Annotated in this window: 30 protein-coding genes, 1 other RNA gene and 1 pseudogene; 19 read left to right on the top strand and 13 right to left on the bottom strand. The window is 42.2% G+C overall.

Annotated features, from left to right (window positions below; all coding sequences use genetic code 11):
- The first annotated feature begins 2 nt into the window (after nucleotides 1–2).
- A complete protein-coding gene (locus AC5FX4_RS01285) occupies nucleotides 3–1,127 on the top strand; it encodes a baseplate J/gp47 family protein (RefSeq protein WP_493604742.1) in 1,125 nt (374 codons plus the stop codon).
- 206 nt (nucleotides 1,128–1,333) lie between these two features.
- On the opposite strand, the gene AC5FX4_RS01280 is transcribed toward AC5FX4_RS01285, so the two are convergent.
- Nucleotides 1,334–1,594, bottom strand: coding sequence for a hypothetical protein (locus AC5FX4_RS01280; protein WP_493604741.1), 261 nt, complete (start codon nucleotides 1,592–1,594; stop codon nucleotides 1,334–1,336).
- A gap of 130 nt (nucleotides 1,595–1,724) precedes the next feature.
- Between AC5FX4_RS01280 and AC5FX4_RS01275 the strand changes: the two genes are divergently transcribed.
- Together AC5FX4_RS01275 and AC5FX4_RS01270 are read left to right on the top strand one after the other, a co-directional pair.
- Nucleotides 1,725–2,222, top strand: a complete 498-nt coding sequence (locus AC5FX4_RS01275; protein WP_493604740.1) for a hypothetical protein — start codon at nucleotides 1,725–1,727, stop codon at nucleotides 2,220–2,222.
- Nucleotides 2,223–2,313: 91 nt separating this feature from the next.
- On the top strand, nucleotides 2,314–3,405 hold the full coding sequence (locus AC5FX4_RS01270; RefSeq protein WP_493604739.1) for an HNH endonuclease: 1,092 nt from the start codon (nucleotides 2,314–2,316) through the stop codon (nucleotides 3,403–3,405).
- A gap of 4 nt (nucleotides 3,406–3,409) precedes the next feature.
- On the opposite strand, the gene AC5FX4_RS01265 is transcribed toward AC5FX4_RS01270, so the two are convergent.
- The 11 genes and pseudogenes from AC5FX4_RS01265 to AC5FX4_RS01215 form a co-directional block, all read right to left on the bottom strand.
- Nucleotides 3,410–3,601: a hypothetical protein gene (locus AC5FX4_RS01265; protein WP_493604738.1), complete on the bottom strand. Its 192-nt coding sequence runs from the start codon at nucleotides 3,599–3,601 to the stop codon at nucleotides 3,410–3,412.
- Nucleotides 3,576–3,824 (bottom strand): hypothetical protein, encoded by a 249-nt coding sequence (locus AC5FX4_RS01260; protein ID WP_493604737.1) that lies wholly within the window; start codon nucleotides 3,822–3,824, stop codon nucleotides 3,576–3,578. The genes AC5FX4_RS01265 and AC5FX4_RS01260 overlap by 26 nt, the downstream gene beginning before the upstream one ends.
- Complete coding sequence (locus AC5FX4_RS01255; protein WP_493604736.1) at nucleotides 3,812–4,162, bottom strand: hypothetical protein; 351 nt, start codon at nucleotides 4,160–4,162, stop codon at nucleotides 3,812–3,814. The genes AC5FX4_RS01260 and AC5FX4_RS01255 overlap by 13 nt, the downstream gene beginning before the upstream one ends.
- Nucleotides 4,159–4,596 carry a phage protein GemA/Gp16 family protein gene (locus AC5FX4_RS01250; protein WP_493604735.1) on the bottom strand — a complete coding sequence of 146 codons (438 nt, stop codon included), beginning with the start codon at nucleotides 4,594–4,596 and terminating at the stop codon, nucleotides 4,159–4,161. The genes AC5FX4_RS01255 and AC5FX4_RS01250 overlap by 4 nt, the downstream gene beginning before the upstream one ends.
- Nucleotides 4,597–4,650: 54 nt before the next feature.
- A complete protein-coding gene (locus AC5FX4_RS01245; protein ID WP_493604734.1) occupies nucleotides 4,651–4,926 on the bottom strand; it encodes an HU family DNA-binding protein in 276 nt (91 codons plus the stop codon).
- A gap of 25 nt (nucleotides 4,927–4,951) precedes the next feature.
- On the bottom strand, nucleotides 4,952–5,563 hold the full coding sequence (locus AC5FX4_RS01240) for a DUF3164 family protein (protein ID WP_493604733.1): 612 nt from the start codon (nucleotides 5,561–5,563) through the stop codon (nucleotides 4,952–4,954).
- A 12-nt stretch (nucleotides 5,564–5,575) separates the two neighbouring features.
- Nucleotides 5,576–5,643, bottom strand: an RNA gene (locus AC5FX4_RS01235) — hammerhead ribozyme type II.
- A gap of 32 nt (nucleotides 5,644–5,675) precedes the next feature.
- Nucleotides 5,676–5,930 (bottom strand): annotated as a pseudogene (locus tag AC5FX4_RS01230) (HU family DNA-binding protein); the annotation flags it as partial.
- The gene (locus AC5FX4_RS01225; protein WP_493604732.1) at nucleotides 5,930–6,637 is read right to left on the bottom strand and encodes an AAA family ATPase; all 708 of its coding nucleotides are present in this window, start codon (nucleotides 6,635–6,637) and stop codon (nucleotides 5,930–5,932) included. The pseudogene AC5FX4_RS01230 and the gene AC5FX4_RS01225, both read right to left, overlap by 1 nt.
- A gap of 9 nt (nucleotides 6,638–6,646) precedes the next feature.
- Nucleotides 6,647–8,740, bottom strand: a complete 2,094-nt coding sequence (locus AC5FX4_RS01220; protein WP_493604731.1) for a Mu transposase C-terminal domain-containing protein — start codon at nucleotides 8,738–8,740, stop codon at nucleotides 6,647–6,649.
- A 2-nt stretch (nucleotides 8,741–8,742) separates the two neighbouring features.
- Nucleotides 8,743–8,964, bottom strand: a complete 222-nt coding sequence (locus AC5FX4_RS01215; RefSeq protein WP_171625037.1) for a hypothetical protein — start codon at nucleotides 8,962–8,964, stop codon at nucleotides 8,743–8,745.
- Between the two features lie 172 nt (nucleotides 8,965–9,136).
- Between AC5FX4_RS01215 and AC5FX4_RS01210 the strand changes: the two genes are divergently transcribed.
- The 6 genes from AC5FX4_RS01210 to AC5FX4_RS01185 all read left to right on the top strand — a co-directional run bounded on the left by AC5FX4_RS01210 (nucleotide 9,137) and on the right by AC5FX4_RS01185 (nucleotide 15,163).
- Nucleotides 9,137–9,742, top strand: coding sequence for a LexA family transcriptional regulator (locus tag AC5FX4_RS01210; RefSeq protein WP_493604730.1), 606 nt, complete (start codon nucleotides 9,137–9,139; stop codon nucleotides 9,740–9,742).
- Between the two features lie 356 nt (nucleotides 9,743–10,098).
- A complete protein-coding gene (gene lexA, locus AC5FX4_RS01205; RefSeq protein WP_493604729.1) occupies nucleotides 10,099–10,716 on the top strand; it encodes a transcriptional repressor LexA in 618 nt (205 codons plus the stop codon).
- A gap of 285 nt (nucleotides 10,717–11,001) precedes the next feature.
- Nucleotides 11,002–12,150: a cytochrome c oxidase subunit II gene (gene coxB, locus AC5FX4_RS01200; protein ID WP_493604728.1), complete on the top strand. Its 1,149-nt coding sequence runs from the start codon at nucleotides 11,002–11,004 to the stop codon at nucleotides 12,148–12,150.
- On the top strand, nucleotides 12,147–13,727 hold the full coding sequence (gene ctaD / locus AC5FX4_RS01195; RefSeq protein ID WP_493604727.1) for a cytochrome c oxidase subunit I: 1,581 nt from the start codon (nucleotides 12,147–12,149) through the stop codon (nucleotides 13,725–13,727). The genes coxB and ctaD overlap by 4 nt, the downstream gene beginning before the upstream one ends.
- Nucleotides 13,727–14,278, top strand: a complete 552-nt coding sequence (locus AC5FX4_RS01190) for a cytochrome c oxidase assembly protein (RefSeq protein ID WP_493604726.1) — start codon at nucleotides 13,727–13,729, stop codon at nucleotides 14,276–14,278. The genes ctaD and AC5FX4_RS01190 overlap by 1 nt, the downstream gene beginning before the upstream one ends.
- A 9-nt stretch (nucleotides 14,279–14,287) precedes the next feature.
- Nucleotides 14,288–15,163 carry a cytochrome c oxidase subunit 3 gene (locus AC5FX4_RS01185; protein WP_493604725.1) on the top strand — a complete coding sequence of 292 codons (876 nt, stop codon included), beginning with the start codon at nucleotides 14,288–14,290 and terminating at the stop codon, nucleotides 15,161–15,163.
- Here the strand turns inward: AC5FX4_RS01185 and AC5FX4_RS01180 are convergent.
- Nucleotides 15,069–15,371, bottom strand: coding sequence for a DUF2909 domain-containing protein (locus AC5FX4_RS01180; RefSeq protein ID WP_493604724.1), 303 nt, complete (start codon nucleotides 15,369–15,371; stop codon nucleotides 15,069–15,071). The genes AC5FX4_RS01185 and AC5FX4_RS01180 overlap by 95 nt on opposite strands.
- Here AC5FX4_RS01180 and AC5FX4_RS01175 point away from each other — a divergent pair.
- The 10 genes from AC5FX4_RS01175 (at nucleotide 15,268) to AC5FX4_RS01130 (ending at nucleotide 25,214) form a co-directional block, all read left to right on the top strand.
- A complete protein-coding gene (locus tag AC5FX4_RS01175) occupies nucleotides 15,268–16,098 on the top strand; it encodes an SURF1 family protein (RefSeq protein WP_493604723.1) in 831 nt (276 codons plus the stop codon). The two genes, AC5FX4_RS01180 and AC5FX4_RS01175, sit on opposite strands and share 104 nt — an antisense overlap.
- Before the next feature lies 1 nt (nucleotide 16,099).
- Entirely contained in the window at nucleotides 16,100–16,600 is a 501-nt protein-coding gene (locus AC5FX4_RS01170) for a redox-active disulfide-containing membrane protein (protein WP_493604722.1), read from the top strand.
- A gap of 9 nt (nucleotides 16,601–16,609) precedes the next feature.
- The gene (locus AC5FX4_RS01165; RefSeq protein ID WP_493604721.1) at nucleotides 16,610–17,626 is read left to right on the top strand and encodes a COX15/CtaA family protein; all 1,017 of its coding nucleotides are present in this window, start codon (nucleotides 16,610–16,612) and stop codon (nucleotides 17,624–17,626) included.
- On the top strand, nucleotides 17,623–18,525 hold the full coding sequence (gene cyoE, locus AC5FX4_RS01160) for a heme o synthase (protein ID WP_493604720.1): 903 nt from the start codon (nucleotides 17,623–17,625) through the stop codon (nucleotides 18,523–18,525). The genes AC5FX4_RS01165 and cyoE overlap by 4 nt, the downstream gene beginning before the upstream one ends.
- Nucleotides 18,525–19,127, top strand: coding sequence for an SCO family protein (locus AC5FX4_RS01155; RefSeq protein WP_493604719.1), 603 nt, complete (start codon nucleotides 18,525–18,527; stop codon nucleotides 19,125–19,127). The genes cyoE and AC5FX4_RS01155 overlap by 1 nt, the downstream gene beginning before the upstream one ends.
- Nucleotides 19,128–19,253: 126 nt before the next feature.
- Entirely contained in the window at nucleotides 19,254–19,538 is a 285-nt protein-coding gene (locus tag AC5FX4_RS01150) for an STAS domain-containing protein (protein WP_493607752.1), read from the top strand.
- Between the two features lie 9 nt (nucleotides 19,539–19,547).
- Nucleotides 19,548–19,910 carry a response regulator gene (locus tag AC5FX4_RS01145; protein WP_070990989.1) on the top strand — a complete coding sequence of 121 codons (363 nt, stop codon included), beginning with the start codon at nucleotides 19,548–19,550 and terminating at the stop codon, nucleotides 19,908–19,910.
- A gap of 17 nt (nucleotides 19,911–19,927) precedes the next feature.
- Nucleotides 19,928–22,018, top strand: coding sequence for a chemotaxis protein CheA (locus AC5FX4_RS01140; RefSeq protein ID WP_493604718.1), 2,091 nt, complete (start codon nucleotides 19,928–19,930; stop codon nucleotides 22,016–22,018).
- Nucleotides 22,018–22,524 (top strand): chemotaxis protein CheW, encoded by a 507-nt coding sequence (locus AC5FX4_RS01135; RefSeq protein WP_493604717.1) that lies wholly within the window; start codon nucleotides 22,018–22,020, stop codon nucleotides 22,522–22,524. Before AC5FX4_RS01140 ends, AC5FX4_RS01135 begins: the two co-directional genes overlap by 1 nt.
- A gap of 20 nt (nucleotides 22,525–22,544) precedes the next feature.
- The gene (locus AC5FX4_RS01130) at nucleotides 22,545–25,214 is read left to right on the top strand and encodes a methyl-accepting chemotaxis protein (protein ID WP_493604716.1); all 2,670 of its coding nucleotides are present in this window, start codon (nucleotides 22,545–22,547) and stop codon (nucleotides 25,212–25,214) included.
- The last annotated feature ends 10 nt before the right edge of the window (nucleotides 25,215–25,224 follow it).

Here is a 25,224-nt window from a genome sequence, read left to right as displayed (position 1 = left end):
TCGTGGATATCTCATTACTACAGGCACCTGAGCTAGACAACACAACATTTCAAGAGCGCTTGGCCAGACTGAAACAGCAATACCAGACAGGCACTGGTGTATATCCGGCGCAAACATACCCTGAAACATTTTTACTTGAGCAAGTTGCGTATGAGGGCGATTTGCTGCGCCAGCATATCAACTTTGAGTCCTTACAAAATCTGCTTGCCTTTGCTGTGGGCGAACGGTTGGATCAATATGGTCAATTCATGGCAACACCAAGATTACCCGCTGCCTCAGCGCTGGTAAGGGTCGTGTTCAACTGCAATGGCCATGCACAGCCATTTACGATACCAAGAAACACAAAAGTGCGAGCCAGTGACAATAAAACTATTTTTGTAACCAAAACGGCTATTACAGTCATGCCGGGTCAAAACCAAGTGGATACAATTTTGATGTGCAGCACCGCAGGTACTGGTGGCAATGGGTTTTTACCCGGTGAAATCAATCAGCTCACTCAGCCGCTAGCCTATGTGCAAAACGTGAGTAATATTGATACGTCATCCGGTGGGATAGCACCAGAATCGGATGAGGCATATCGAGTACGTTTGCAACTGGCCCCCTCTAAGTTCAGTACAGCAGGCTCCGAAGATAGCTATATTTTTTACACTCGTTCAGCCCATCAAAATATCGTTGATGCAAAGGTAACAAGTCCTGCACCCAGTGAAGTTGAAGTGATAGCATTGCTACGTGGTGGGCAAATTCCAGACGACGCTATGCAGCAACTGATCATGGATACAATCAGTGACAAAAAAGTACGTCCAGTGGGTGATAGAGTGACACTAAAGCTACCAAACGCCGTTAATTTTAGTGTGGAGATAGTGCTGCAGTTCTATCGCAATCAAGCGACAATGACAGATCCAAGCGAGCAAAGCGCGAAAGCAAAAGTTGAGAAAATTGTGGATGACTGGCGCAACCAGCTTGGGCGAGACATCGTTCCTGAGCAATTGATCACAGCTTGCCAGTCGCTACCGGGTGTATACAGAGCAACCACAACGCTTGGGTTTCAGCAACTCGCTAATGATCAATTTCCGGTTTGTATTGAAGTCACCATTACCAGTGCAATTGTTGATGAAGCAGCGCGATAACCCGCGCAAAGTTGAAAAAGGTGGCATTTGCCACCGTAATAGAATTATTTTACTGAATCTTGGGCCTTTGGCCTTGAACCAGTGCCTGAGTTGCTACCGCCTGAAATGCGTTTCAATAGTTCTTTATTGGTTAACTGTTGCATAGTTATTTCCTTGTTAATTGTGTTGTAAAATGGTTAGAGGCAATAATACACGAATTGACATGCTTAGTTAGGCTTATTTTGTACTTCCCAAGCCTGCACATTTTTAGTTGCTAACCATTGCCCGAGATTATCTAAGCGCCATGTACGCAATTCATCAACACGGCCATGGCGAATGGTGTATGCGGTTTTGGTTTCTGGTGCAATGCCAATTAGATGGTATTTGTTTCGTTCAATACTTTGTTGTGCTATAAACTTACGCATAACGCCAGTTTCAAACAACCGCACAAATTCCCCCTCAGTGACTCTGTGAAATACTAAACCCATACATTCCCCCATATTGTCGGTGACATTTTGCTGTTTTGTATTTTCATTCTATTTGAGCTGCAAAATTCGGACTGCTGTACAGCAAAGTGATTCTGAACTTTTACATAGACTTGTGTAAAAGGAGGACGCAATGAAACTACTAGACACATTCAAAGACGTAGCCCCAACGCTGGTAACAGCGATTGGTGGCCCATATGCGGGACTTGCAAGTCAGGTGATAAAATTGGCTTTTGGTGATGACGACGATGCACAAGTAGAACATCGTTTAAAACAACCTACGGACGCAGATATCGCCGCGTTACAACAAGCGGAGTACGATTTTAAAGTTAAGATGCGAGAGCAAGATATCAGTTACGAACAGTTATTTTTTGCTGATAAACGTGATGCACGACACATGCAGATACTGACTAAATCTAATATGCCAGCCGTGTTAACTCTATTACTAACCATCGGATTTTTTGGAGCCATGGCTGTGGTTTTTTTAGTGGACCTATCAACTGAGCGACAACACCTCGCCATGTTTATGTTAGGTACGCTACAAACCTGTTGGGTCGCTTGTGTGCAGTTTTATGTCGGTACGAGTAAATCAAGCCAGGATAAAAGCCGTTTATTGGGAATTAACAAATAGTTTAGTGACGCATATATATGTTTTTGCTATGTAACGCCAACTCAACTAGCCTTTAATTTTATATCTGCAATATGTTGAGATTATATATATTATGGCTAATAAACACGAGTTGAAGAGGTACATACCAGCGGCAATTAGAAGGCAAATCCGAGATGAAGCTGGATACGGGTGCGTTATTTGTGGCAGCGCATTATATCAGTATGAACATATCGAGCCTGAGTTTTGTGACGCAAAAGAACATGACCCTGACAAAATGACTCTGTTGTGCCCTTCTTGCCACGATAGAGTTACCAATACACTAATATCAAAACAGAGAGTTTGGGAAGCAAAGCGTTCACCAAAAACATTTGAAAATGGGTATGTACATGACCCATTAATGGCACTAACTGATACAGGAGAGCTACGCATTGGAGATTGTACAACTTCAATGATTGGGGTTATTTTTTCAATCTACAGCAAGCCAATAATTTGGTTTGAACCATCCGAAACTCTTGGTAGATGCACATTATGTGCAATTTTTGTTAGTCCAAGAGGGGAAAATATCGCGTTTATCAACAGAAACGAGTATGTAGCTCTAATTGGTAATCAGGATATTACTCAGGAAAAAGCGAGTATTAAGATAAAAGATGATAAACATGGCGTTTTGCTAGAGCTTGATAGAACAGGTGACAAGCCTCTACATATTCAACGGCTGTACACTTATTATCTAAATACTGAACTTAAAGTACCCGGAATATATGGAGGTTTCTCCATAACATCCGCAAATGCCCCGCGTGTAGACGTAAGCAAACTTCGTGTTGAGATAAGCAATGTTAACCACAATGATATGCTGTGCCTTTATCGTTATGGGTGTGCCCCCCATTCAAATGGGTTAAACATGTTAGAAATGGCGCTTTTTGTTGCTCGCTACGGTATACCAGTTTTAAATTTTTTCGGCGGTATTTCTGCTTGGATTGCTGACTCCAAAATAATAAGTAAAACATATAAAGTAGTTGGAGTGATAAAAGGTAGGCAAGCTTTTGATTTAACTGGTACTTATGTCGCTGATTATATAAACGACCAATTTCTATGTAAAGATGATCAATATGAAACGGGTGAACCAATTTTTGTTTATCAAAATGATAGACTGACTAGAAATGTAAAGAAAGTGCAAGGGTTTGATCTAAGCTACAGATTTAAATAAGCGTTTAAAATAACTCAAGCTGCTGACCCGACTTAACAGTTTCTTGATTACTATCACTTTCAACAAACACATACCAACCGTGAAATCGGCAAGAAAAAAAGTGTAGCTCTTTAATTTTAGAGCGACGAGTTCGAGCACAGCCAGTTACATACTTGCTGGCTGGCACTAAATTAGTTTGCTGCGTCTGCTGCGCCATAGTTAGACCTATCCCAAATGAGATCAGCTACATCGACCAACTTAAACACATCAACACAGCCCAATTCTGATTTGATCACGTTTTGGTCAATTCGCCCAATGCTAAACTTTTCAAAAAACTCGTTTGCAGGTATCCAGCCATCTGGCCAATGACTTTTTAAAATAACCTCAACATCTTCCACTGACTGAGGGCTGACTATTGTTTGATTGTTTAGCTGTTGCATAGCTGGTAAATATCCTCTAGTTCAAACACAACCAGTTGTAACAGCTCGCGGGTGTGCTCTGGGCAGTGGTTAGTGATGGTTTGAACTGTTCCTCTCAGTGCTTCAATTCTGCTCACAATATTGCGGGGAACCGTCAATTTAGATAACGACTCTATGTCCAGTTGAAAATCAGATTTATCAGCGCGTAGCTGCGCATTAATTTTGTCAATATGTGGCGCTATATCACCCGTATACGTGCCGTTTAGTACTCTATATATGGTGGTTCTATCCATACCGCACTTATTAGCAAGCTTTGCCAAAGAGCCGTAACTATCTTTTAATTTCTCTGAATCACTCATACTTTCCACTTCTCCAACCCGGTGATCACATTTGACATTTGGCGTCTATCGAGTTGATAGACAGATACACATTGCTGCTGCGTTGTGCGTTGTATAAAATCAGCTAACTCTGGTGCACCTAAACCCGACCAGCCCTTTGACTTAACTACCGCTGTTAATTTTTTATATTGGTTGTTTGTTGGATTGTTATTCTGGCCCGTTTGCTGCTGTGCCTTTGCAACTGGCTTAGGCAAAGCGCCTTTGGCTTCTAACAAATTTTTAAGCGCTTTTAGCTGGGCATCGGTTAAGTCTTTGCAACTGGTTTTACTGGTAGTTTGCTTTAACCAGTCTCTATAAACCGCGTCAGCATCTTCCGGTAACATTTGGTTTAGGCCAAGCAAACGTGCTGCACCTTTATGGATCAGGCCGTAATAAGCATTTCTGTTAATTTGCATAACAACTCCAATCTTAAAAAAGGGGCCGAAGCCCCCAGAGGTACTCAATTTTTTTTAATGATTAACAGCATCTTTTAACGTCTTTCCTGCTTTGAACTTGGGTACTTTAGCCGCTGGAATAGTTATAGATTCGCCTGTTTGCGGGTTTCGGCCTGTGCGTTCTGCGCGTTCAGTCACTTCAAATGTGCCAAAACCTACTAGGGCTACCGATTCACCTTGTTTAAGTGACTTAGTGACTGCACTAATAAGCGCGTTTAGTGACGCTTCAGCATCTTTTTGTTTAATGCCTGCGTTTTCTGATATTTGTTGAATGAGTTGTGCTTTGTTCATGATTTTTCCTGTTGTGTGTTTTAAGTTAAATCGCTGCAATATCTAGTGAAATAGGTTGCCAGCTATCTGCGCTTGTGGGGCGCTGGTAAAATCGAATGTATTCCTTGCTATCAGTTATTTGTATGCTGTCTGCAACAGCTTTCATTGCTTGGTCCCAGCGCTCATCATTCATTTCTAACTTGCGTAAGTCCAAGATCCTGCCAAGTGAAACTTTACCTTGTCTGTCCACTTGAAAAGCGTGCTCTACCAGTGTTCTTACACGATCATTTGCACCATCAGACCAATCGCGTATGCATTTGTCGATCAGCTCTTTTGCTACCTGTAATCGCTCGTCAAAGTGCCTACGCTCAGCTACTTGAACAACAACTTTCTTAGTACCATCAAAATTAACTAACGTAATGTTCCCTTTTTTACCACCTAGTTGCTCGTTATACTCACTTGCAGACAGCTCGACAAAACTCTCAACTTCGGTAAACATCTGCACCTTGAACTCTCGTAAAAGTTGTTGTTGCTCAATGGCTTTATGGGTTAATTGATAAACAAGGTCGTGTCTTATCAAATCTATGGGTTTTATGTTTTGTTTGGCTACGAGGTTGCCCTTAGCATCCTTCATGTAGCCATCAGGTATTGTATTCACGCTGTTCTCCTGTATTGGCTGCTCATCAGTACCGGGCAACCACACCCGGCAGACCTCTGGCTTACTCAGAGGTTTCGCTTTGTGCTTCTTTGATGCGCCGCACTGTTGTTTTGAGGGTTTCACCTGCTGAAAAATGATAAGAGCTATATCCTGCAACTCGATGTGTATTCAGGCTCCTACCAACTGGGCCATAACGCTCTGGTACATGTCTGGCGTGAAATGTGCCCATTTGTGGCCACACAATGGGCTCGCTTTTGGCGTAGCACTCTGCGAAAGTAGAAGCTAGTGCCTCAAGAGCCGCTTTTACTTGTATTTCATCAAGCGCTGATTTTTCTGAAATGCTGTTCACTAGTTGTAAGTAGTTCATTAGATGTCCCCCATAGTTGACGCTGCGGTACTAATAATTTCTTCAGTTAACTCTGTAAACTGTCCATCATTTAAAATGCGTTCACACTGGACCATTAAGGCGTTTGCGATTCGCCAGTTTCCGCCTTTTGAAAATGCAAAAAAGCGCTTTGCAAGCTCTTTGGTTACTTCTTGTTGCAGGCGGGGCTTCAGTACATACCCGGCAACTTCTTTCATGGTCATTGGTTTCACTTTGAGTTGCTTACTACCAATTCGGCCCATAAGCTGCTCTAGGTAAATTTTGCTTTTGCCGCAGGTAAACTGCTCTTCGAATATTCGTGTTCCAGAAAGGATTAGTGTTACACCGCATTCGTCAGGCAAATAACGCAACAACTCCAAATGTTTCCAATTCAGATGGTTACATTCGTCTATAACCACGATCACTTGCTGGCCGTCTAAAAACTCTTTTAAGCGGATCATCAAACGGTCTTTTGATGCTGAACCTGTGTATATGCCGACACCTTGGCTTACCAGCTCAAGTAGCGCTTTTGCACCAATGTCTTTCCATGGTGCAACACGTATAGCCCCCATTTCACGCTCTAAGTACTTAGTTATGGTTGACTTGCCCGTGCCAGGGTCGCCGATAATTCGCCCAACCCGTTCAGTTGCGTTGGCTGTGGTATTGACGAGTTGTACAGCACGTTTTATGTCATTGGTTTCAATCGTCATGGCTAATCCTTAGTTTGGTAAATCGTCATCGTCCCACTCAATATCATCGAGTAGCACATTGTTCGGGTCCGTAAGGAACTGGTCGTAAACTTTTTTAGGTTTTTTAACCGTTTGATTCTCTTGTTTCATTGCTTCTAGCGCTTGGCCCAATTGGCTATCAGGTGCAACGGTCACAGTTTGAATCGTTGGCGCTTCAGGCGCGTCTGGTAGGCGCTTGTTCCAATCAGCCATTTCTTCAACAAGGTCTAATCGGTCACAGTGCTTACGACGTGCAGTAATGATCCGTTTTAATGTCTGAGTACGACGGGCTTGCTCTCTCGCGCCCTTACTCTCAAGAACACCATATTCTGGCTCATATGGCGCTATGCATGTCAGGTTGCGGCCATCGGCATAAACCAACACTTTTGAAGGGTCGTGACGGGCCCAGCGTGCAGTAACTTTGCGACCTGAATAAGGCAACAAGTCGTCGTGATAATAATGATGCCCGTTGATTGAAATTACGCCTCGGTCTGCTTTTGGTTCGTATGTTTCAGCGAATGCAAACAGCAAAGTCTCTTGAGTGACAGCAACTTTGCCCCATCCTCGACTGACAAAATCTGCATATTTTTGGTTGGGTGAACGCTCGCCCAAGGCGCTTTGGGCACGTTTATGGTAGCGCTCTAATGCAATGTCACACTGGGCGTGAAAGTCGTCCATTGTGCCAGGGAATGCGACAGGCTCTTTGCCCACATTTTGCTTTTTCTGGTCCTGACGATTACCGCCTACATAACCGGTAATGCTACCGAAATACTGTTCGATGACCGAAAATAGCCCCTCAATGGCTTTAGCTGGCGCATTGTAAGGACGACTGCGTAGGATTCGGCCTAATTCGCGCTCAGCATCCATAAGTGTGACGCTCATTTTGCTGCTAAGCTCTGCAATCTCAAGGAAGCCCTGCATCATTTCAGCCCATTTATATTCGTTACCATTATCGAGATATAAACGGACAGGTAAGCCCCATTCCTGCGACATAGAAGCGAATGACATGGCAACGTGTTCACGGCGCACACCTTCGCCTTTTTCGAGCATGATCAGTGTAAACCACATGCGGCCAGTGCCTACGTCGTGCCATGCAATGGCGCGAGGGTATACAACAGAGCCATCAGGTCGGCGACATTTAATGTCGATTGGGTGAACGTCACCCACAATTAGATCCATGGGACGCAGGCCGTCAGTATGGCGTGTGATACGTGGGATATAGCGGTCAAAAAATAGTTTTGCATCGCTATCATGTATCGCTACTAATTTATATTCACATCTAAATCGTTCAACATAAGCGCGGGTGACAGCACATTCGCTTTTTGTGTTTTTAATTTGCTCTTGTGTTACACCAGCTTCTATTAAAAGGTCGTGTAATCGGCCTGTTGCGTACTCCGTGATTGTACGCCAACCTTTGGCATTATTAGCCCATAGCGACTTTACGTAACGTTCTATCGTTTGTTCAATTTGCTCATGTGTGCGTTTAGATAAAAAACCTTGTTTAACTAAGTTATCTACATCACGTATGAAATTCTTTTTTCGACCCGTATCTTCACGAACTTTGGGCATTAGGTCGCGCACATTTCCCGAACCATTTTCATAAGTGCTGATCCAACGATAAAGCATATCTAAAGTAACTTTTTTAGATTTGCCGTTTGGCATTATGTAGGTTTTACCCGCAACTCGTTGAACCTCTGCGCCACGTTCAGAGCTATGACGATCAAAGTCTAGAGCCTGACGAATAAGCTCAAATCGCCACAAAGCAGTACGCATACGCGACTCGGTATTATGTGTAGCTACGTCTCCATGTTCGACAGCATCAGCAACCAGGGGAGATAACTCCGTAGATGCACTGCCAACCTGAGATAAATAGTACTTTTCGCGAAGTTCAGGCGGTAGGCTGTTTACATCAACGAGCAAACCTTTACCACCATGACCTCGAACACCAGTAATTTCTTTAGTTTTAATGACTTGTTTGGATATTTCGCCAGCAGAAAGAATCGTTCTTGCTCGGCGCTCGCCGACACTCATTAGCTGAGCTAGGTCTGTAGAGTTAATCCAGTTTTTTGAACTCACTTGCTGCATAACTAAACTCCCTGACTATTCAATCCACAGTCTTCAAGAATTTGGTCAACACATTGCTTTGCTTTTTCTCCAGCCCAAGCGCCATGAAGCGCCTGTCTAGCGTTCTGAGGTGCTACACCAATTTTCTCACATGCTTTGTTTAGTGAATCGCCTTTGAAGGCGTATGCAGCTCTTACAGTGTTGTACAACTTCTTAGAAGGTGGACAAATTTCCAAAATAATCATTTTGTTTATCCTTAATGCAACGAAATACCTAATATGTTTATATTTGTATTAGGTTTGCATATGGATGTCAACTATAAATACTAAATATATTTAATTTTTGTACTAGAAATATTTATTTTTTATATGTATCTTTTATATTAGAATCTAATAACGAGTAAAAAGGATACGAGTTATGAGCACTGAATTGAATCTGAAAAACGACATTATACCGAGGCTAAAGGAACTCTTAGGTGTTACAAAAAACACTGAAGTTGCTAAGGCGCTGGATACATATCCACAAACGCTCAACGGTTGGATGGATAGGAATTCGGTTCCGTATACTCAGCTATACAAACTAGCTAAAGATAGAAACGTATCCTTGACTTGGATTTTAGATGGCCAAGGCGAGCAAGTTAAAAATAAAAAGAGTGACGATAGCAATGTCAGCTTGAAAGCAGTTGACTCGAATGAGTCTGTCGCAGTTAGTAATGAATTTCTTAAATCAGTTCTCAAAATGGACGCTCAGAACTCCGCATATTACGTAGTACAAAGCGACTCAATGGAGCCGTTAATCTCAAATGGTGATACTCTACTTTTAACGACTAATACAGAGAACGCAGGTGATGGTATTTACGTTATGAAGATTAACAGTCGTATTTCAGTTTGTAGATTACAGTTTTTACCGAAAAGCATTAAGGCGAGTAACGAGAATAGTGCCTATGAACAATTTGAAATTAGCTATGATGATAAGTTTGAATTACTCGGAAGAGCTGTACGGAAACTAGGAAAAATCAACTAAAAGTAGATCCGTATTAGATCCGTATTCAACACATGATCAGATCCGAATTAAGGATCACGCTGTACATAAATACCGCTCAATCACTCTAAACTTCTATTAAATGGCACATTACACAAATTTTGTGCCAATTTTGAATAACAAATACATCATAAAATTCTGATATCATTATTTTTCAATTAGTTACAAATTTTAAGATTTAAAAACCGAAAAATTCTTAGGATTTTCATTTCATCCGCTACTCTAGATTTATAAAGATCTACTCCACGTGCTGATGGGATTACAAGCTATTAAAGTTTGCGATTTTTATATAACTGTATATACTCACAGTTAAATGTACTGTATGGAAAACCAGTTATATGCGGCCTTTGACAAAACGACAAGAACAAGTATTTGAACTAATTAGAGTATTCATAAAAGATACTGGAATGCCACCAACGAGAGCTGAAATCGCTGACGCCCTTGGTTTTAAAAGTGCGAATGCGGCCGAGGAGCATCTAAAGGCGCTGGCCAAGAAAGGTGTGATTGAAATGGTGCCAGGGGCGAGTCGCGGCATTAGGCTTGTTGAGGAACTAGAGAAAGAAGATCCTGGATTGCCTTTAATAGGACGTGTTGCTGCAGGTGAACCTATTCTTGCTCAGCAGCATGTGGAAAGTCACTGTCAAATAGATGCTAATTTATTTAAGCCAGCGGCCGATTACCTCCTACGCGTAGATGGTATGAGCATGAAGGATATTGGAATTTTAGATGGCGATCTGTTGGCTGTTCACAGTACACAAGTTGCAGAAAACGGTCAGGTTGTCGTAGCGCGAGTCGAAGACGAAGTGACTGTGAAACGCCTTGAAAAGGCAGGGAAAAAAGTGTATCTCCATGCAGAGAATGAAGATTTCTCACCCATCGTTGTAGATTTAGAACACCAATCGCTCACAATTGAAGGGTTAGCTGTTGGTGTCATTAGAAATGGCAATTGGATGTAAATAAGACTAAACCCTAATAATTATATGTTTCGAGTGGCTATATAACGCTAGTTATATAGCCATTTTTTTATCCTATGTACTTTTAGTTTCTATAGATTCAATCACTTCCATAAACTTCCTTTTTAAAACGAGCAAAACTTGCGAATTGTTTATTTATTGTCTAATCGTTAAAGAGTCGTGTTGTTAGATTAATGTTATTCAATAAGTCTAGACAGTCATCCAAATAATAAAAATGGTTATCGTCATTTGGCACACAAGGCAAATGGATAATGAAGGAGGCGTCAAATGTTTAAAACCCTACCGGCGGCAGCACTAACATCACCTCTTGCTGTTTCTTTCTCTGCATTAGGTAATAGTGCTTACAATATGCGACCTGGCGTAACTAATATTAGTCAGAATGTATATGACCTGCACATGACTATTTTCTTGATATGTTGTGTCATAGGCGTGGTTGTGTTCGCAGCGATGTTTTGGGCCATGATCCATCATAGAAAGTCTAAGGGGGTTGAGCCCGCGCAATTTCACGAGAGCACCAAAGTCGAGATCTTATGGACAGCTATACCCTTTCTTATCTTGATTGGGATGGCAATTCCAGCGACCAAAGTACTAATCGCAATGGAAGACACGAGCAAAGCTGACCTCACCATAAAAATAACAGGCTCACAATGGAAGTGGCACTACGAATACATGGGACATGGTGTTGATTTTTATTCGGTACTTTCTACCCCTAAAGCACAGATTGATGATTCAGAAGCCAAAGGTGAGCATTACTTACTGGAAGTAGATAAACCTTTGGTGATCCCTACGGATAAAAAAGTGCGCTTTTTAATGACTTCAGACGACGTTATCCATTCTTGGTGGGTCCCTGATTTTGCGGTGAAGAAGGATGCAAATCCAGGCTTTATCAATGAGGCTTGGACTCGTGTCAATGAAGAAGGCACATATAGAGGGCAATGCGCGGAATTATGCGGTAAAGATCATGGTTTTATGCCTGTAGTCGTAGATGCGCGCTCCCCCGAAGCATTTGAAACATGGCTTGATAACGCTAAAAAAGAAAAGCTTGAGGCACAAGCGGCTAGTGTAGCACTGCTCGATCAAACTTTGAGTAAGGATGAGCTAATGATGCTCGGTGAGAAAGTATACATGGCTTATTGTGCAGCATGTCATCAACCTGCTGGTACCGGTTTACCTGGCGTTTTCCCTGCGCTTAAAGGAAGTCCCATCGTTTTAGGAGACGTTAAAGATCATATAGACATCGTTTTGCATGGCAAGCCAGGTACTGCAATGCAGGCGTTTGTAAAACAGTTGTCTATTAAGGAAATCGCCGGTGTAGTCACTTTTAAGCGAAATAGCTGGGGAAATGATTTGGACCAAGTCATTCAACCAAGCCAAGTTCAAGAACGAATCAATGCGAATAAGGAGGCTAGCCAATGAGCACCGTAGCGCAAACACAGCATGAACATCATGGGCACGCACACAAAGGCCTCAAACGCTGGCTGTACACAACGAATCACAAAGATATAGGGTCTCTATATTTAATATTTTCTTTAACAATGTTTCTAATTGGCGGCGCGATGGCAATGGTCATACGTGCGGAGCTTTTTCAACCAGGATTACAGTTAGTCGATCCGCACTTCTTCAACCAAATGACGACAGTGCATGGATTAATCATGGTGTTTGGTGCGGTAATGCCAGCATTCACAGGTCTTGCTAACTGGATGGTGCCGATGATGATCGGCGCGCCAGATATGGCATTACCAAGAATGAATAACTGGAGCTTTTGGATACTTCCATTTGCTTTTACAATTCTATTGTTATCGCTATTCATGGAAGGTGGGGGGCCAGCTTTTGGCTGGACTTTCTATGCACCACTCTCGACTACTTATAGTAATGATAACACCGCGTTATTTGTATTTGCCGTGCATATAATGGGTATTAGCTCAATTATGGGCGCAATCAACGTGATCGTGACTATTGTGAATCTAAGAGCGCCAGGAATGACATGGATGAAGCTTCCTTTGTTTGTTTGGACTTGGCTTATTACTGCGTTTTTGCTGATTGCTGTTATGCCTGTGCTTGCCGGAGCAGTTACTATGGTGCTAACGGATAAATATTTTGGCACTAGCTTTTTTGACGCTGCCGGTGGTGGAGACCCGGTGATGTTTCAACATATATTCTGGTTTTTTGGGCACCCCGAAGTGTACATTATGATACTGCCAGCTTTTGGCATCATTTCTACTATTATCCCAACTTTCTCTCGGAAAAAGCTTTTCGGTTATGCATCAATGGTATACGCAACCTCGTCGATTGCACTACTGTCCTTTATCGTTTGGGCACATCATATGTTTACGACAGGGATGCCGCTAGCTGGTGAGTTGTTTTTTATGTACGCGACCATGTTAATTTCAGTGCCAACTGGCGTGAAGGTATTCAATTGGGTAGCAACCATGTGGCGTGGTTCTATCAGTTTCGAAGTACCGATGATGTTTGCTATCGCGTTCATTGTACTCTTTACCCTCGGCGGCTTTTCCGGCCTTATGCTGGCGATTACACCTGCCGATTTTCAGTATCATGATACCTATTTCGTTGTTGCCCATTTCCATTATGTTCTTGTAACCGGAGCAGTTTTCTCCATTATGGCTGCTGCTTATTACTGGTTGCCAAAATGGACTGGACACATGTACAACGAGACACTAGCAAAATGGCACTTTTGGTTGTCACTTATAAGTGTCAACGTTTTATTTTTTCCGATGCATTTCATTGGGCTCGCAGGTATGCCAAGAAGGATCCCTGACTATGCACTTCAATTTGCTGACTTTAATGCGCTGATTAGTATTGGGGGATTTGCTTTTGGGTTGTCGCAGTTGTTGTTTGTTTTAGTTGTGTACAAATGTGCGAAAGGTGGGCAGAGCGTACCGGATAAAGTTTGGGATGGGGCTGAGGGGTTAGAATGGCAAGTACCATCACCTGCGCCTTATCACACATTTTCGACGCCACCAGAGGTTAAGTAATGCCTCATCAGCGTTTGATTCGAAAGTTACTTTTAGCGGTGTTAGGTATGTTTGCTTTTGCCTTCGCATTAGTACCACTTTACGACGTTTTCTGTGACGTGACAGGACTTAATGGCAAGCCATCATTAGAAGTTGCAGGTGAAAGTAATCAGGTTTTAGCGCAGCGTTTCGTTGACGTGAGTTTTACTACTCATAGTCAACGAAATGCACCATTTCAAGTGGTATCTGAGACTTACAGTGTGTCGGTCCACCCAGGTGAAATGGCGAAGGTTAAATTTTCTGCAAAAAACTTGAGCACAGAGCAGAGGGTTATGCAAGCTGTGCCCTCTGTATCACCGGGAAAAGCGGCTAAATATCTGCATAAAATGGCGTGCTTTTGTTTTGACAGACAAGCGTTTTTGGCGAATGAAGAAGTTGAGTTTACTTTGGTGTTCTATGTAGATACAGAATTACCAGAAGATATCAATGAGCTTACCCTGTCGTATACCGTGTTTGATGTGAGTGATCAGACGTCACAAATCACGGAGCTGGCTAAGCATCAGGCGGGTTAGGAGATTATTATGAAAACAGAGTATGAGCACTATTATGTACCAGAGCAAAGCCATTGGCCTATCGTAGGCGCAATAGCAATGTTTTTGATTGCAGCTGGTGCGGGTTTAACTGTAATGCAGTTATCAAATGAAAGCACAAGTGGGAAATATATACTTGCTGCAGGTTTATGTATCTTGTTCTATATGCTATTTGGTTGGATAAAAAATGTCATACATGAGTCACAGTCAGGCCTCTATTCTAAGCAGATGGATAGTTCATTTAGACAAGGAATGAGTTGGTTTATATTCTCAGAGGTTATGTTCTTCTTTGCATTTTTCGGAGCATTATTTTACGCAAGGATGCTATCTGTCCCTTGGCTAGGAGGGGATGGAAACAATGCTATGACCAATGAAGTGTTGTGGCCTACGTTTGAAGCTATCTGGCCTTTGCTTACTACACCAAGTGGAGAAACAACGCAAGCGATGGGGTGGGAAGGATTGCCACTTATTAATACCATCATTCTACTCACCTCATCTGTCACGATACATTTTGCTCATGTTGCTATGGAGCATGATCAAAGAACGAAAGTTAAAGCTTTTCTGGGACTGACAGTACTTTTAGGTGGTACGTTTTTAGCTCTACAGGTGGCTGAATATATTCATGCATACAGGGATCTTGATTTAACGTTGCAGTCAGGCATTTACGGAACCACTTTCTTCATGCTTACGGGATTTCATGGTATGCATGTGACATTAGGTACTATTTTACTTTTGATTGTTCTGTTGAGAATTTTTAGTGGCCACCTTAACTCTAAGCAACACTTCGCATTTCAAGCCGCGGCATGGTACTGGCATTTTGTAGATGTAGTGTGGCTTTGCTTGTTTGTATTTGTATATGTACTTTAGCAACAGGGGAGTGGTTCAACTGAATCACTCCTAGTTTGGCTGCTAAGATGATAATGATGATGACAATGGCAGAGAACAGTACACGCCGACCCAAATAAAATGACATGGGCTTACTTTCTTTAGAGTTTTTGAGCATTAAAAACAAAGCTCTAAAAAGATTAAAAATAATAAACAATAACAAAACAACAATAAGAATTTTGATTGTCATAGTAGGTCCTTTTATGCGCGATATCGTTACACTGAAGTCTAGTTTAGTTATACCAAAAGCAATTGTCATAGCGGTCGTTTTCACATGCTTATCGCTAGCTAGTTGGCAATGGCATCGCTCTATAGAAAAAAAAGCACTTATAGAGCAACAGCAAAAGTTGAATTCGCAGCCGCTATCTGTGTTGATGAAAGCATCTTCAGAACAAAGAAATGGTGCTTCTGCCCAATTAATAGGGCATTTCATCGAGCCTCATATTTGGTTTTTAGATAATCAAGTGCTTGATGGTCGTGTAGGGTTTGATGTTGTTGCATTACTCGCCATTAACAGCATCCATCCATCCACGGTACTTGTGAACTTAGGCTTTGTAGAAGCTCCACATTCAAGGACATTACCATCTGTCACCTTGCCGAAGGGACAGGTTGCTGTCAATGTCATTTTGAAATCTCTCGATGTGAAAGGTTTTACGCTTGCGACTGCCCCAAATATGGATACTGAAGAACCGAGGCTGCTCCAGTATATTGATTTTGACTACTTCGAAAATCAAACGGGTCAGGTAATTAAGCATTTTGTCGCTTATCAACAAGGTCAAAGCCCTATCGTGGCTCTACCACATTACCAGCATGTTGTCATGCCACCGGAAAAACATCAGGCATATGCACTACAGTGGTTGCTTATTGCTTTAGCTGCTATTGCTGTAGCTTATTTTTCTATGTCAAAAAGGAGTTGAAATGAATAACAGACCGCTTTGGATGTTCGCTCTTTGCTGCGCTGTTCCTTTGCTGTTGGCATACATTGTTGTTAAAGGCCAATGGTTACCCGAACGCACAACAAATCATGGTCAATTTTTATCGAAGGAAGTTTACATCCCAAACTGGGAGAGCAAAGAGCATGTTTTGTGGACCATTGCAGTGAGTGCGCCAGATGAATGTGGAGAGATATGCGATAAGCAATTTTCAGCATTACACAATCTATACATCGCTTTGGGTAAGCACAAAGACTCTGTTGGTTTAGCGGTTTTAAACTACGGTGATGCCAACGAATTACCTAAAGAGTTTGGTCACTATCAAGTCAACGAGACTTTTCCATTTGCAAACTTGTTTCTGGTAGATCATAGAGGACTTGTTGTGCTGCAGTACAAATATTTCAATGATGAGCAACAGAATAGAGCCGAGCAAAAAGGGTTACTGAAAGATTTAAAGAAATTATTGCAATATGCGCGTAGTAGCTAAGGAGTAAAAATGGAAAAACACTATAAGTTGCTAGTAATTGTAAGTTGCTTTTTAGCGCTAACCGTTGTGTCTTTGGGCGCCTACACACGCTTAAGTAATGCTGGTTTAGGTTGTCCAGATTGGCCCGGTTGTTACGGGTTCTTAACTGTACCCAATGAAAGTCACGAGATGCAGGTTGTGGAACAGAATTTTCCTGGAGTGCAAGTAGAAGCGAGTAAGGCTTGGATTGAAATGATCCACCGCTATTTTGCGTCCTTTTTAGGGATGATGATCCTCGTTATATTTTTTATTGCACTTAAGAAGAGATTCTCCTCAGTGGAAAGTGCCAAAAAAATACCATTTAAACATACATTGTTATTGCTTATTTTGGTGTTATTTCAGGGCATGCTGGGTATGTGGACAGTCACAATGAATTTGCAGCCATTTATTGTAATGGGACATTTATTAGGCGGATTTTCGATACTTGGACTGCTGACCTTGCTCGCGTTAAGGTTAAGTTGGAGTGATAGGGATGTACCTCAAATCATTGGATTGTCATCTTTTAATGCCGCAATCGTAGCCCTAGTCGTATTGGTTATTCAAATTGCTTTGGGTGGCTGGGTTGCAGCTAACTATGCGGCACCTCATTGCACAGGGCTGCCAATTTGTAACAATATTGAACTGTTTTCATTGAGCAGTGTATTTCATTTGCCCTTAGGACAAAGTAATTATGAGTATGGCGTGCTGCCTTTTGAGACGCGTTTGTCCATACATTTTATTCATCGAGTTTGGGCGTTAGTAACAGCCATTGCGATTTTAAGTTTGGCGTGGAAGTTACTTAAAGGGGGTCAATCTTCACAGATCCGTCAATCTACATACCTTGTGGTGGCAGTACTAATCAGTCAATTAACATTGGGCAGTTTGATTGTTTATTTTCAGTTTCCTCTTTCACTAACGCTTTTTCATAACATCATGGCGGCGCTACTGTTACTGAGCATGATTAGGTTGTGCTATTTGTTAGTGCCAAAACAAGGAGCATTATCATGATTTCTACAAGTTTATCTACAAAATGGTCAATTAACTCTAGGCGAACACTAAATAATTACTTAGCAATTTGTAAGATCAAGGTAGTCATGATGCTCGTTTTAACTGCGTGGATAGGCATCGCACTTGCTCCAGATATGCAGCGTGATTGGTTTTCACAATGTATGAGTCTGCTAGGCATTGGACTTTTGTCAGCGTCTGCTGCTGCAGTGAATCATATTGTCGATAGAGAAATTGATAGGAAAATGGCGAGAACACGGCATCGGCCTATTGCTACTGAGCAGCTAAATGTGACTCAGGCATTGATATTTGCTTTAGTTTTATCGGTATCTGGAATTGTGATCTTACTTGTATGGAGTAATGTACTTTGTACGCTTCTTACGTTGGGAGCATTAGTTGGTTATGCCGTTGTGTATACACTGTTCTTAAAACGCGCGACACCACAAAATATAGTGATTGGTGGATTAGCGGGCGCTATGCCACCTTTGCTAGGGTGGGTGAGCGAAACAGGCATGCTCAGTGCACCACCTTGGCTCCTTGTTATGATCATATTTACTTGGACACCACCACACTTTTGGGCGTTAGCAATAGCGCGGAAAAAAGACTATGAACGTGCCAATATTCCAATGTTGCCAGTTACTCATGGGATTATGTTTACCAAACTCTGTATTGTTGCATACAGCATATTGCTAGGCGTAGTTTGTATATTGCCTTATCTAATCGGTATGGCTGGTTGGGTATATCTTGTTTTCGCGGCACTCTTAAATACGGTATTTGTAGCTAAAAGCGTGCAGCTTTACCGAAGTGAGGACGAGCAACAGGCAATGGCACTATTTCGTTTTTCTATTACCTATTTACTGATATTATTTTTAGCGTTCTTTATTGATTCGTGGTGGTTGTAATGCACAAAATATGGGCTGTGTTTTTGCTGTTGTTGGTGTCTTGTGGGGAAGTTGAGCAGGTTTCTGAACATACGGTGCATTATAACTCTCCTAAGATGATTGAGCCTTTTGTGCTTTATGATCAAAATGAGGTCGTCGTCACTGAGCGTGATTTGCTAGGAAAGTGGACTTTAGTATTTTTGGGCTATACCAGCTGTCCCGATATTTGCCCAATGACTCTGTCTAAGATGGCTCAGGCTCATTCACAATTAAGTACTTCCTATCCTACTAATGTTTGGTTTGTTTCAGTTGACCCTAGTCGAGACACACCTGCTAAGCGCAAGGCTTACATTAACTATTTCGATCCTACTTTTAAAGCATTGAGCAATGAACACAGCGTGTTGTTTCCACTCGTGAGAAATATGGGGCTCATTTATGCATTAAACGAGAATCAGGGTGATGAATATTACGTGGACCATAGTGCGTCTGTTGCGCTCATAAACCCATCTGGTGAACTGGAAGCTATGTTCAAGGCCAAATTTTTAGCCAACGAAGTGCCTTTGGTGGATGAAATGCAATTGGTCAACGATTTTCAAGTTATTGCTGAACAATATGTGCGCTAGTTCGCACATTTTCAGTTTCCTATCCTTACATCTAACATCTTCATTAATTTGTATTTATTCACATCAGTTTTGTGGCTTTTTCGTTATCTGCGTCTAAGATAAATTTATGAGTCAACAAATCTAGAGCTGAGCCCTGACATGTTAAAGCTTCCATCTGAATTAGCTGTAAGCCAAGTTGAAGAGCTTCATCAGCTATTGTTGCATGAGCTTATTGGTGAGCAGGATGTTTGTCTCGACATATCCGAGGTGACTAGGGTTGACACAGCATCTGTTCAGTTGTTTTGCGCTTTACAAAAACATCTGCACTCAGTAAGCCATAAAATTCTCTGGCACGGCGAAAGTCAAGCTCTCTCACATGCAGTGAATGAGCTTGGTTTGACAGAGTATCTAGCTCTGGAAGGCACAAACTAAGAGGTTAATATGAAGAAAATTCTGGCAGTGGACGACTCAGCGTCTATGAGACAAATGGTTGGGTTTACGTTAAAAAAAGCGGGCTTTGACGTAACAGAAGCCAGAGATGGAAGTGAAGCATTAAGTATTGCAAAGCAGCAGGGATTTGATGCGGTTATCTCTGATGTGAACATGCCAGTTATGGATGGAATAACGTTAATTCGTGAGTTAAGAAATCTACCAAACTATAAGTTTACCCCTCTATTAATGCTGACAACAGAATCAGGTCTTGATAAGAAAACAGAGGGAAAAGCAGCTGGTGCGACAGGCTGGATCGTAAAACCTTTTAACCCCGAGCAGTTATTAGCGGTATTAAAAAAAGTCATTCGCTAAACTGAGGAGCTGGGTTTATGAGTATCGATCTGAGCCAGTTTTTTGAGGTTTTCTTTGAAGAAAGTTTTGAAGGGTTAGACGCCATGGAGTCTGAACTTTTAAACTTAGAGCCCGGAAACGTAGACAGCGAAACCATTAATACTATTTTTAGAGCGGCACATTCCATCAAGGGCGGAAGTGGCACGTTTGGCTTTTCTTCTGTGTCGGATTTTACACACGTTTTAGAAACTCTGCTTGATCAAGTGAGGGATGGTGAGCGTACGTTAACATCCGAGCATGTAAACTTGTTACTCAAGTCGGTTGATTGTTTGCGAGGGTTACTCAGAGCACTACAAGCAGAGCAAGAACCTGATTTAACAGAAGCCATTGAACTGCGCGTAAAGTTTGAACAGATACTAGGAATGAAAAACGCAGTACCTTCAACAGAATCTGAAGGGGAATCAGTGGGTGCGCAATCGAAGACGACATTTCAAATTGACTTTAAACCGAAACCTCATTTATTTAAAACAGGTAACGAACCGCTTTTCATGATTAGCGAACTGGGCGAACTGGGTGATATAGAGACACAAGCTTTTCATGATGCGATTCCAGATATTAATCAGTTACATCCCGATGAGTGCTTTTTAAACTGGCGTTTCTTTTTAACAACAGATAAAGACCAAAAGGCGATTGAGGAAATATTCGAGTGGGTTGAAGATGATGCCGAAATTACCATTGGTACTTGTGGCGGAATATTTGAAAGTTCGGAAGTTGAAGAGCAAGGCCAGTCTGATGTAGACAAGCCGAAAGAGGCAGAAGCGAAGATAACGGAAGCGCCAGCAAAAAAAGCCACAGCCCAAGAAAGTACGAAAAAAGCGGATCCAAAGGCTGGATCAGAGCAGTCAACTTCTACGTCAATTCGGGTTGGAATAGACAAAGTAGACTCTTTGATTAACATGGTTGGAGAATTGGTGATCACGCAGGCGATGCTAAGCCAAATTGGTGAACAAGAAATCACTGAATCAACCATCACCGCGTTGCAAGAGGGTCTAGCACAATTAGCGCATAATACACGAGACCTTCAAGAAAATGTGATGCGGATCCGCATGCTCCCAATCAGTTTTGTATTTAGCCGGTTTCCTCGCCTGGTCCGCGATATTTCGCAAAAACTCAATAAACAAGTCGAACTTAAGCTATTAGGTGAGCAAACTGAGTTGGATAAAACCGTGATGGAAAAAATCTCCGATCCCATGGTTCATTTAGTGAGGAATTCTCTCGATCATGGGCTTGAAATCCCAGAGCAACGTATCGCAGCAGGTAAAGACCCAGTTGGTTCAGTGACGTTAAATGCGTTCCATCAGGGTGGCAACATCGTAATTGAAATTATGGATGATGGTCAGGGTTTAAATACTGAAAAGATAAGGAAAAAAGCGCTAGAAAATGGCTTGATACAAGATCAGGACGAGTTGAGTCCAGATGAAATCAATGAGCTAATTTTCATGCCTGGGTTTTCAACCGCGGATGAGGTAAGTGATATTTCGGGTCGAGGCGTGGGAATGGATGTGGTGCGCCGTAACATTCAGGCTTTGAATGGTTCTGTAGAAGTGTCTTCCGCACCTGGAGTGGGGTCTACATTCACCATACGATTACCTCTAACATTAGCAATTCTTGATGGTCAACTTGTACAGGTTGCACAGCACACTTACATCATACCTTTGATCTCAATAGTTGAATCACTTCAAATCGATGTGAATATGGTCAGCCGCGTTGGCAAAGACTTAGATGTACTGAGACTTCGAGACGAATATATCCCTATTTTACGCTTATATGACATTTTCAATCACCAGGGGGCAATTGAAGAGCTTGATAAAACCTTGTTGGTTGTTGTGGAAAGCGATAATCACAAAGTAGGGCTATTGGTTGATGACCTGCTTGCTCAACAGCAAGTGGTTATAAAAAGCTTAGAAGCAAACTACCAAAAAGTTGATGGGATCTCGGGGGCTACCATACTTGGAGATGGTCGTGTTTCGCTGATCATAGACATTAGTGGTTTGATTAAGTTAAGTGGCTTGAAAAGACCTGGGTCACAAGAATTGTTATTGGAACAACAAGGTTCAGAGGTGGCGTGATGAGCGAACATCGCGATGTAAACCAGCAATTAAATCTGAGAAAGCAGCAAAATGAGAACCAGTACTTAACGTTTATGATGGCTGGAGAAGAGTATGGTATGGACATACTCGCAGTTCAGGAAATAAGAGGTTGGGAAGATGTTACTGTGATCCCTAACGCGCCTGACTTTGTGAAGGGGGCGATTAATTTAAGGGGAACTATAGTGCCCATTGTTGATCTACGATTGAGGTTTGGTATTCCTAGTGAGATGTATGGGCCTCTCACGGTTGTCATTGTGGTATCGGTAAAAATTTCAGAGCAACAAAAAGTCATGGGGCTCGTAGTTGATGCAGTGTCGGATGTCTACAGTATTTCTGAAGAAAAAGCGAAAGATGTGCCTGATTTTCAAGACTCGAACAATGGGCAGTATGTTCATGGACTGGTTAATGTAGGCGAGAAAATGGTGGTATTGCTTAACTTGGCAAAGGTATTAGATCTAAGTGGCAAGCAAGCATTGCAAAGCTAGAAAAAGCGAAGGGTGAAAGCATGCAAAGTGAGATTAACAATAAATTATTGATTATGGGAGTGGTGCTAGTTTCAGCAATTATCGCCACTTTTCAATTGCTTGGAGTAACTATGAGTGCTGAAAATGGGGCGATGATAAGTCTTCCCATTGTTTTGGTACTAGCCGCCATTTTATATCTCAAGCAAATATTTGATGGCTACACGCGTAAATTGGTTTGTATAAAGGCTGTGATGCCATACTTGCGCGTGTCGGATCAAGATATTGTCTCTCGGCTTGATCTAGACGCATTACCAGAACTCACAAGGTTGTCTGAAGCGACGACCGTAAATAACTCGGATCAAGATCATGTTGAAAGCTTGCTGAATGCGCTTCATACCTGCCAAGCAAACATTATGATTGCGGATACAAATTTGAATATCACCTATCTCAATGAGTCGGTGACAAAGATGCTCAAAGCAAACGAGACTAAACTTAGGGAAGACTTACCTCGATTTAATGTTGATAGTTTAGTTGGCACCAATATCGACGAATTTCATAAGAACCCTGCGCATCAGCGAAACATGCTCGCTACGTTAAATCGCGTTTACACAACGCAAATTGAAGTCGCAGGTCTCACGTTCGACTTAATTGCTACACCGGTATTTAATTCGAACAATGAAAGAATATCGACGCTTGTTGAATGGAAAGACGTAACAGAGCAATTAGAGTTTGAAAGAAAGCAGGCTGCTTTAGCTGCGCATAACGCGCGTATTACAAGTGCGCTGGATGTGTGCCAAGCAAATGTGATGTTAGCTGATGGTGACTGCAATATTGTTTATGCAAATCATTCAGTGCTGAAAATGCTGAGTGAGAATGAGTCTCAGCTGCAAACCGAACTCCCTCAATTCGATGCAGATAACTTGATTGGTAAGTGCATTGATATATTTCACGCTAATCCGCAACATCAACGTAGAATGCTAGAAGCGCTGAGTGATACTTATAAAACAGATATTAAGGTTGCGGGCTTTACGTTCGGCTTGATAGCAACGCCAGTTTACGATTCCGATAATAATCGCCTTGGCACTGTGGTTGAGTGGGATGACAAAACCAAACGTCTAGAGCGAGAAAAAATTGAAAAACAAACTGCAGAGGAAAACTTGCGGGTTAAACAGGCGCTAGACAATGTGGCTACAAACACCATGATTGCGAATCACCAACATGAAATTGTGTATATGAATAGTTCGGTGCTCGACATGATGCGTCATGCAGAAAGTGATATTCGTAAAGACTTACCGCAATTTGACGTGAATAAGTTGATTGGTTCGAACATGGATATTTTCCATAAGAACCCTGCCCATCAGCGGGGTATGGTGGAGAAACTGAGTTCAACCTATAAAACAGAAATTCTTGTCGGTGGTAGGACTTTTGGACTCGTAGCGAACCCAATCGCGAGTGAGTCAGGTGAAAGAATTGGCACCGTAGTTGAATGGGAAGACAGAACTAATGAGGTTGCAATCGAAAAAGAGTTGAACGATTTAGTGTCTTCCGCTGGTGGTGGTGATTTAAGTGTTCGGTTAAATGAAGGTGATAAGGATGGCTTCTACTTACGATTGGCAAAAGGGCTAAATGAATTAATCACGATTGTTGATGGTGCAGTTACCGATACAGGCGAAATGTTAGATGCATTGGCCGGTGGTGACCTTACTCGACGTATCACAGGCGACTATGCCGGAGCGTTCGATAAGCTGAAGAGAGATGCAAATATTACCGCAGACAAGCTTACCGAGGTGATCAACAAAATAAGTTCTTCAGCTGGATTGGTTGCCAGTGGTGCAGAAGAAATATCGCAAGGTAACGCCGACTTGAGTCAGCGTACGGAAGAACAAGCATCATCGCTTGAAGAAACAGCTTCAAGCATGGAGCAAATGACCAGTACGGTTAAGCAAAATGCGGATAACGCAAAAGTTGCGAACGGGTTAGCTGAGGAAACGTGCGATAAAGCGATTTTAGGTGGTGAGGTTGTTAGCAAGGCAGTCGATAGCATGTCTGCCATTAATGAATCGAGCAAAAAAATAGCTGATATTATCGGTGTTATTGATGAGATAGCTTTCCAAACTAACTTATTAGCACTCAATGCAGCTGTTGAAGCGGCAAGGGCTGGAGAGCAAGGTCGCGGATTTGCGGTTGTAGCGGGTGAGGTTAGAAACCTTGCTCAGCGTTCTGCCGGTGCTGCCAAAGAGATCAAAGATCTTATTCGAGACAGTGTCAGTAAAGTAGAAGATGGCACATTATTGGTTAACGAGTCAGGTGCCACGCTCAAAGATATAGTTTCCTCGGTAAAACGTGTGACTGAGATGATTTCAGACATTGCTGAAGCATCGGTAGAGCAAAGCTCTGGTATTGAACAAGTTAACAAGGCTGTTGCTCAAATGGACGAAATGACTCAACAAAATGCAGCCTTGGTAGAACAAGCGTCAGCAGCAGGTGAATCTATGGCTGAGCAGGCCAATGATATGAGAAGGTTACTCCAGTTCTTTTCATTGGATGGTTCTGCGAAAGCAATGCCAGCACAGCTAACACATGATGAGCCTGCGGTTACCTATACACCGAGACCAAAACTCAAAAGCGGCAATAGCCAACCGGCCCCTAATAAGACTATGTCAATTGGCAACAAGTTTTCTGATAGCTCAGAAGAATGGGAGGAGTTTTAACAAACTTTCC

The organism is Pseudoalteromonas sp. ATL1 (genome assembly GCF_058933015.1).
The sequence above is the reverse complement of the archived record's forward strand: the minus strand, read 5'-3'. Positions and strand labels throughout refer to the sequence as shown.